Source organism: Parazoarcus communis SWub3 = DSM 12120, from assembly GCF_003226565.1.
Taxonomy (GTDB): Bacteria; Pseudomonadota; Gammaproteobacteria; order Burkholderiales; family Rhodocyclaceae; genus Parazoarcus; species Parazoarcus communis.
In genome coordinates, this window is the sequence record NZ_QKOE01000041.1 from 1 (window position 1) to 6,603 (window position 6,603).

Genomic DNA, 6,603 nt, shown 5'->3' on the forward strand with positions numbered 1-6,603 from the left:
ATCGGGCCTTGACGCAAGTTGATGTCAGCCCCCCGTTCGATGAACAGTTGGAACAGTGGGCCGTCACCGCGCCCCAGGTCCATGGTTTCGAAGAAGATGGGATCGACCAGCCCGAACAGGTTGGGATTGGCGCCGAAGTCGAAGAGCAAGGTGGCCAGTTTGAGGTTGCCCAGATTGACCGCGTAGTACAGCGGGGACCTTTTGGCGAGCGGATTTCGATATCCTGCTCCGGTAGGGGTGCGATAGCTGGGGTTGGCGCCCTGTTGCAGGAGCCAGCGGGCGGACGTGTATTGCTTGTTGCGGATTGCGAGGATCAGCGGGGTGAGATGGTACGTTGCTCCGGGCTTGTCGATGAGTGCATGCACGTGGACCGGGTCCCAGTTGGTCACGGTGCCGTCGAGCACGGCATCGACCAGGGCGCGGTGCGCGGGATCGGGAAACTCGATCCGTAGGTCGACCTTGAAAGCGCCAAAATGAACGATGTCCATGTCTTTATCCTTGTTCCAGGCGGGACGCTCACAGGCAGCGAGCAGGTTGCAGGCGAGCAGGGTCAGTAGCAGGCGGATGAGGCGGTTCACTGCGCGCTCCCGATGGGGGGCAGCCGGCTACCGGGACGTCCGCCAGCCAGTTCCTGATCGATTGCAGCCAAGGCATTGGCCTTGCGTGCCTCGATGGCGTCGATGAGTTCGCGCATGGAGTGGGTGTCAGCCGATTGCGGTGGGAATTCGAATACGGTGTCGCCGACGGCGCGGGCGAGTCGCCCAGCCTTGTCGCCTTTGAGTAGTTGCTGTACCCAGTCGACCAGGCGCAGCTTGACATTGTCTCCGCCCGCATCAAGCGGGCCGCTGATGTAGTCGAAGTGAGTGCGGTAGCGGGTGCCCAGCGCGCCACCGTGTTCGATGGTGCGTTCGCCCTCGCTGAAGCGATAGGGGGTCATCGGGGACAGTGTGGCCGGGTTGAAGGAGACGAAGGCGCGGTTGGCGATGATCCCGGCCGCGCTGGCCTGGCCGCCACCCTTGCTATGGCCGGTGAAAACGACCGAGTCGGCACGATCACCCGACTTGCGTATTGCTGCCGCCAGCCTCATCGTCGCATCGTACTGTTCGGTCTGTTCCCCGATGCCTTGTGGCAGATTGGTCAGCACCATGTCTTTATGCAGCTTGCTCTCGGGGTCGTTCAGGGTCCCCTCGATTTCGGTGCCGCGGTAGGCGATGATGGTCTCGCCGGTCAGTTCGTCGTAGTAGGGGGCTGCGTAGTAGTTGCTCTTGTCGTTCTCCCACAGCCTATCGTCGTTCAGGACCTCCTCCGGCAGTATCCCCAGATCGCGGAATTCCTCCTTGCGCAGGTTGAGCATCGCTTCCGGCGCGGAGTGTTCGGCATCTTTCAGCCCGGCGTTGCCACCGCTGAAGCGCGGATCATTGGTGTCTGCCGGTTTCTGATACACCGCCTGACTGGCTTCGGCCCGGCGGACGTCTCGGTTGAGCCGTTCCAGTTCGTCGGCGGCATCTCCGAGGGCGTCGTAGCGCGCCTTGTTCATCGGCAGGCCGGTGCGTTGCGTCCACTCGGCACGGCTCTCGCCGGGACGGCGTTCGGCTTCGGCGATCAGATCGCGAGCGGCCTCGATCCGGATCTCGCGTTCGGCCAGTCGGCGGGCCTTGGCGTCCAGGTGGGGGCAACAGCGGTGGACCGTGGAGCCTTCCAGGATGCGACAGCCACAGGTGGCGACGGTGGCGTATTGCATGGCTACCGGTTGTTTGTCGATCTTGAAGAAAAAGCAGCCGTTCTTGAGCGTCGCGTTCTTGTGACCCTTTTTGGTGCACCGGTACGGGTCGCCCACCGTGGCGGTGTGGCGATTGTCGGATAGATTGGTGTGGCTGCGGCGCTGCGTCTCGATGACGCCTCTTGGTCCCTTGTCGCCGTTGCGGGCTACGTGTGGCATGGGGCTTCTAGTCCTCGGTGGTGTCTTGCCGGGTTTGCCTGCGTGCTCCGCGCAGGCTTTGAGCCTGCTTGAAGCCATAAGCATGGGCGCAGTCGAGCAGGCTCTCGGAAACCTCCAGGGCATATGGCGCACCTCGCCGTATCAGCACATCGTGCCTAGCCAGGCTTACTGCCCACAGTGCAGCGGCTAGCGAAGTGTGGGCGATCGGGAGAGAGACCATCGTGATGAACCGGTTGAGCTGGAATGAAAAAATGATATTTGAGTTTAATGTTTATGTCGATGTTGTAAATCACGTGTCCGAGGTAAAAGTGTTCCCTGCGGGGAGGGGGCAGTGCCAGCCTGTCACGGGCGGCGACAAACTTCAGCGCGCCAAGAAAGCAGGCCGAATAGCCTGCGGCAAACAGGTGTTCGAGGGTGGCGAGCGGTCGTTCTGAGCAGAAGGGCGTGAATAAAACTATCAGCGTGGAATCAAAAGAATCAAAAGAATCAAAAGAATCAAAAGAATCAAAAGAATCAAAAGAATCAAAAGAATCAAAAGAATCAAAAGGGTCAGAGTCGTTTGAAGCCGCAGCTACAACGCCGCGGGCGAACTCATCGCCCGCACCGAGGCGAGCCTGCCCGAGGCGCCGGTGACGCGTTACGAACACAACGTCGTGGGCCGTCTCATCGCCCGTCACCTGCCGGCCACCGCGTGTGCGCCGGCGATCACCGAGCATTTCGCCTGGCGCGCCGATGGCCAGCTGGCCTCCTTCACCAGCCCCACGGCCGAGGTACGCTTCGCCTTCGATGCGGCCGGACGGGTGGTGCGCGAGTCGCAGTCGCATACCGGTCAGAGCACGGATCCATGGCACTACGCCTGTGCCCACCGCCACGGTCTTCTCGGCCAGCCCGAGGCCGCCACCTATGGCGACGCTCCCGAGTGTGCGTGGCTCAGCTACGGCTCGGGCCACCTCCATGGCCTGCGCGTGGACGGCATCGAGATCGATTTCGAGCGCGATGCGCTGCACCGTGAGGTGTCGCGCAGCGTACGGCCCGAAGGCCCTGCGCTGGGCGGCGCCCCCATCCTGAAGGAGACCCGCGCCTACACCGCACTCGGGCAGCTGTCACGCAGCGCACTGACCACGCCCCACGCCGACCCCCTGATCCGCGAGTACGCTTACGACGCCCATGCGCATCTGGCCTCGATCCACCAGCGCGATGGCGCCGGCACCCGCGCCATCGCCTACGCCTACGATGCCTCGGGCCGGCTCATCGCAAGCCAGCACGGGGCGCAGCGCCACGACTATCGCTTCGACCCGGCCGGTAATCGCCTCGATGTCACCGCCCCCAACGGCACGCTCTCAGCCCTGGCCGATGACGACTGGGCCCACACCGTGGCGCGTAACCTGAGCGACCCCGAGTTCAACCTGCTCGGCGATGGCAGGGACGGCCGTCCTACCCCGAACACCGCACACTGGCCCGACAACCGCGTCACCGACCTCGTCGGCGTCAGCAGCCGCTTCGATGGCGCGGGCAACCTGGTCGAGCGCTCGCTCGCCGATGGCACGCGGCTCGAACTCGGCTACGACGGCGCCCATCGGCTGGTGGCGCTCGAGCGGATCGCCCCCGACGGCACCCGCACACAGGCCACCTATGCTTACGATGCGCTCTCGCGACGCATCGCCAAGACCGTCTCCACCGGCCACGACATCCGCACCACCCGCTACGGCTGGGATGGCGAGCGGCTGGTGTGCGAGGCCACCGACACACTCACCATCACCGTCCTCTACGAACCCGACAGCTTCGTGCCGCTACTGCGTATCGAGCAGGATCGGCTCGAACCCGAGAACGCGGAAGACCGGGAGAGTACGCGTGAGGAACGAGCGCTCTTTACGCAGATGTCGACGCTACTGGCCGAGCATGGCCTGGTCGTCCCCAACCCGTTCAAGCCCGAGGCCCCGAAAGCGCGGGTGAGCGTGTTCGTGACCGATCACCTGGGCACACCGTTGCGACTGATGGATCACAATGGCAAGACCCGCTGGGCGGCGACAGCGGAGAAGTCCAACGAGATCGTGTGCCACGAACGCACCCGCCGGCAGTTTGGCGGCTGCGGTGTTTCACCGGAGATGAGGGTCGGCCCCTCGAAATCGGCTTACAGGAGCAGGTTTCAAACCGCCACAAGCTGCGTGGGTAAAGAGCCCTCGTGGTGAGCGTTGCTGGAAAAGGCGGAGTAGGACTCCGTCAGGTGAGGTTCAAGGAGACGAACGTGAGTGAACCGCTGATGAAATGTCGTAATGGATTTAATCGACGTCGAAACCGGGGGCTGATTTCGACCCCGGGACAAGGTTGGGGGAAACCTGTGTACCGCCCAATCGGCGTCCGGCATGTAGGCGGCGTGACCTTGATCCAGGCTCTGGTGAGAAACGTGGGAACCTGTCGTCCCGATGTGAAGGGAGAAGCCCAAGCGGACAGACTCCGCAAGGGCGAGCGTACCGATGCGGGGCACAGGGGCGGAGTCGCTCGTAGTAGGGTTGAAGGCGCCGTAATGGTGCTGGACCAAAGGGGCGACGTCGTCCAGCTTTGTCGCGTGGGCAACCTGCAAGGGGAGGACCTGCGTGGATAAGGCAAGACCGTTTTGTATTGACAAGCGCGAGGTATGGGAAGCGTATAAGCGGGTCAAGGCGAACCGGGGCGCGGCAGGGGTTGATGGTCAGTCGATTGCCGAGTTCGAAGAGGACTTGAGCAACAACCTGTACCGGATCTGGAGTCGCATGTCATCGGGCAGCTACTTTCCGCCGGCCGTGCTTCGGGTGGAAATACCCAAAGACAACGGTGCAGGGGTGAGGCCGTTAGGCATTCCGACGGTCTCGGACCGAATTGCCCAGATGGTGGTCAAGCGATACCTGGAGCCGAAGCTGGAGGAACACTTCCACGACGACTCCTTTGGGTACCGTCCAGGCCGCTCGGCCCATGAAGCGGTGTACGTGGCGCGAAGCCGGTGCTGGAAGTACAACTGGGTATTAGATCTCGACATCAAAGGCTTCTTCGACAACATCGACTGGGAGCTGATGATGCGTGCCGTGCGCCATCATACGGACTGCAAATGGGTGCTGCTGTACATCGAGAGATGGCTGCGGGCGCCCGTGAGCATGCCGGATGGTACCTTGGTGAGCCGCGAGAAAGGGACCCCGCAAGGGTCGGTCGTAAGCCCCGTGTTGGCGAATCTCTTTCTCCACTATGCGTTCGATTGCTGGATGAGCAGAAACCATCCGGATGTTCCATTCGAACGCTATGCCGACGACGTCATCTGCCATTGCCGCAGCGAAGCGCAAGCGCGCTCGCTGCGCGGTTAGCGGCATGCAAGCTGGAACTGCATCCGCAAAAGACGAAAATCGTGTACTGCAAAGACGCCAACCGGCGTGGCAGTTATCCGGCGCACGAATTCGACTTCCTGGGTTATACGTTTCGGCCTAGGCGCTCGAAGAACCGCTACGGACGACTGTTCACGAGCTTCGCTCCGGCGGTCAGCAACAAGGCTGCCAAGGCGATGCGCCAGCACATACGTGGCTGGAGGGTGCAGCGTCGCACCGATCTGAGTCTGGATGAACTCGTGCAGTGGGTTCGGCCCGTGGTACGGGGCTGGGTCCAATACTCTGCGAAGTTCTATCCGTCCGCGCTGCGCTGCGCCCTTCGCACACTGGATCACTTCCTCGTGCGCTGGGCTCGGCGCAAGTACAAACGACTCAGGGGGCATATCAAGCGGAGCTGGGGTTGGTTGAAGAGTATTCGCGCTCGCCAGCCAAATCTGTTTCCGCATTGGGTCCCCGTGGCAACGGTTGGACGATAGGAGCCGTATGAATCGAGAGGTTCACGTACGGTTCTCGGAGGGCCTGGGGTTGAAATACCCTTGGGCTACTCGACACCGCGATCCCCGAACTGCTCAAGGTGCTCGACATCGAGGGCTGCATCGTCACCATCGACGCGATGGGTACACAGACCAAGATCGCGCGCACCATTCGCGACCGAGGTGCGCACTACGTGCTGTGTGTGAAAGACAACCACCGCAACCTGCACGATTCGATTATCTTCGCCAACCTCGACCCACGCGGCCCGCTGACGCCGGCTTCGACCCACGAGAGCACCAGCACCGGGCACGGCAGGATCGAAGTGCGTCGCTGCCGCGTCTACGATGCCGTCGACCGACTTCACAACGCCGCCGCCTGGAACGACGTAGCCAGCTTCGCCGTGGTCGAACGCATCCGAACGGTGGGCGATCACACCAGCACCGAGCGCGTCTGCTACATCAGCAGCCTGCCCGCCGACGCCGAGCGGATCGCGCTGGCAGTCAGAAGTCACTGGGAGGTCGAGAGTGTGCCGCAGGCACACAGCAAGGAGGTTCAGCATGAACCGACGGGTTGTGTCGAAGCTGCATGGAAGATGAGGGTAGGTCCCTCGGAGTCGGCTTTCAGGAGCAGGCTTCAAACCACCCCAAGCTGCTGCGGTCAAGAGCCGTCGGTGGTGAGCGTTGGGGTCAAAGCGTCGGGGCCGTACCCCGAGTAGGTAAGGATCAGAGAGACGAACGAAAGTGAACCCTCGATGACGCGTCGTTATCCAGAGAATTGTCGTCAAAACCAGGGGCGTTTCCATCTCCTGGGACAAGCTTGCCGGACACCTGATTACTGGGC

Annotated in this window: 6 protein-coding genes and 1 pseudogene; 4 read left to right on the forward strand and 3 right to left on the reverse strand. The window is 62.3% G+C overall.

What is annotated here, in order from left to right; translation table 11 throughout:
* From DNK49_RS22540 to DNK49_RS25075, 3 genes are all read right to left on the reverse strand, one after another.
* Positions 1–578: ankyrin repeat domain-containing protein (locus DNK49_RS22540; RefSeq protein WP_133255149.1), on the reverse strand; the 578-nt coding region annotated here is incomplete at its 3' end.
* The gene (locus DNK49_RS22545; RefSeq protein ID WP_110530293.1) at positions 575–1,939 is read right to left on the reverse strand and encodes a Tle-like phospholipase domain-containing protein; all 1,365 of its coding nucleotides are present in this window, start codon (positions 1,937–1,939) and stop codon (positions 575–577) included. The genes DNK49_RS22545 and DNK49_RS22540, both read right to left, overlap by 4 nt.
* Before the next feature lie 155 nt (positions 1,940–2,094).
* A complete protein-coding gene (locus tag DNK49_RS25075; RefSeq protein WP_279386436.1) occupies positions 2,095–2,616 on the reverse strand; it encodes an OsmC family protein in 522 nt (173 codons plus the stop codon).
* Between DNK49_RS25075 and DNK49_RS22555 the strand changes: the two genes are divergently transcribed.
* The 4 genes and pseudogenes from DNK49_RS22555 to DNK49_RS22565 all read left to right on the forward strand — a co-directional run.
* A complete protein-coding gene (locus DNK49_RS22555) occupies positions 2,569–4,128 on the forward strand; it encodes an RHS domain-containing protein (protein WP_110530295.1) in 1,560 nt (519 codons plus the stop codon). The genes DNK49_RS25075 and DNK49_RS22555 overlap by 48 nt on opposite strands.
* A gap of 405 nt (positions 4,129–4,533) precedes the next feature.
* Positions 4,534–5,271, forward strand: coding sequence for a group II intron reverse transcriptase/maturase (gene ltrA, locus DNK49_RS24875; RefSeq protein WP_243632489.1), 738 nt, complete (start codon positions 4,534–4,536; stop codon positions 5,269–5,271).
* Positions 5,272–5,465: 194 nt separating this feature from the next.
* A complete protein-coding gene (locus tag DNK49_RS24880; protein WP_243632490.1) occupies positions 5,466–5,765 on the forward strand; it encodes a group II intron maturase-specific domain-containing protein in 300 nt (99 codons plus the stop codon).
* Positions 5,766–5,839: 74 nt separating this feature from the next.
* Positions 5,840–6,289 (forward strand): annotated as a pseudogene (locus DNK49_RS22565) (ISAs1 family transposase); the annotation flags it as partial.
* Between the last annotated feature and the right edge of the window lie 314 nt (positions 6,290–6,603).

What these genes read in the sequence shown, in the direction of transcription:
- DNK49_RS22545 (WP_110530293.1), bottom strand. Translation starts at nt 1,939, where the DNA reads ATGCCACACGTAGCCCGCAACGGCGACAAGGGACCAAGAGGCGTCATC.
- DNK49_RS24880 (WP_243632490.1), top strand. Translation starts at nt 5,466, where the DNA reads ATGCGCCAGCACATACGTGGCTGGAGGGTGCAGCGTCGCACCGATCTG.